This window comes from Shewanella sp. AS16, from assembly GCF_021412365.1.
Classification (GTDB): Bacteria; Pseudomonadota; Gammaproteobacteria; order Enterobacterales; family Shewanellaceae; genus Shewanella; species Shewanella salipaludis.
Map to the genome: position 1 here is coordinate 1 of NZ_JAKCLK010000414.1, position 282 is coordinate 282.

The window sequence follows — 282 nt, forward strand, 5'->3', positions numbered from 1 at the left end:
GTTGATTGGTGCGTTTGCGGGCAGCAACCCGGCAGCGTTCCATGCCGAAGATGGCAGCGGTTACCAGTTCCTGGTGGAAATGCTTACCGACCTCAACAGCCGTAACCCGCAGGTGGCTTCACGCCTGATTGAGCCGCTGATTCGCCTGAAACGTTACGATGCCAAACGTCAGGAGAAAATGCGCGCGGCGCTGGAACAGTTGAAAGGGCTGGAAAATCTCTCTGGCGATCTGTACGAGAAGATCACCAAAGCACTGGCTTGATACTTTTGAGCCAAAATGCT

At 54.3% G+C, this 282-nt stretch carries 1 protein-coding gene; it reads left to right on the forward strand.

The window, feature by feature from the left end:
* The coding region (locus LZP73_RS20895; RefSeq protein ID WP_234236901.1) for an aminopeptidase N C-terminal domain-containing protein at nucleotides 1–262 on the forward strand (262 nt) is incomplete at its 5' end.
* Nucleotides 263–282: the final 20 nt, after the last annotated feature.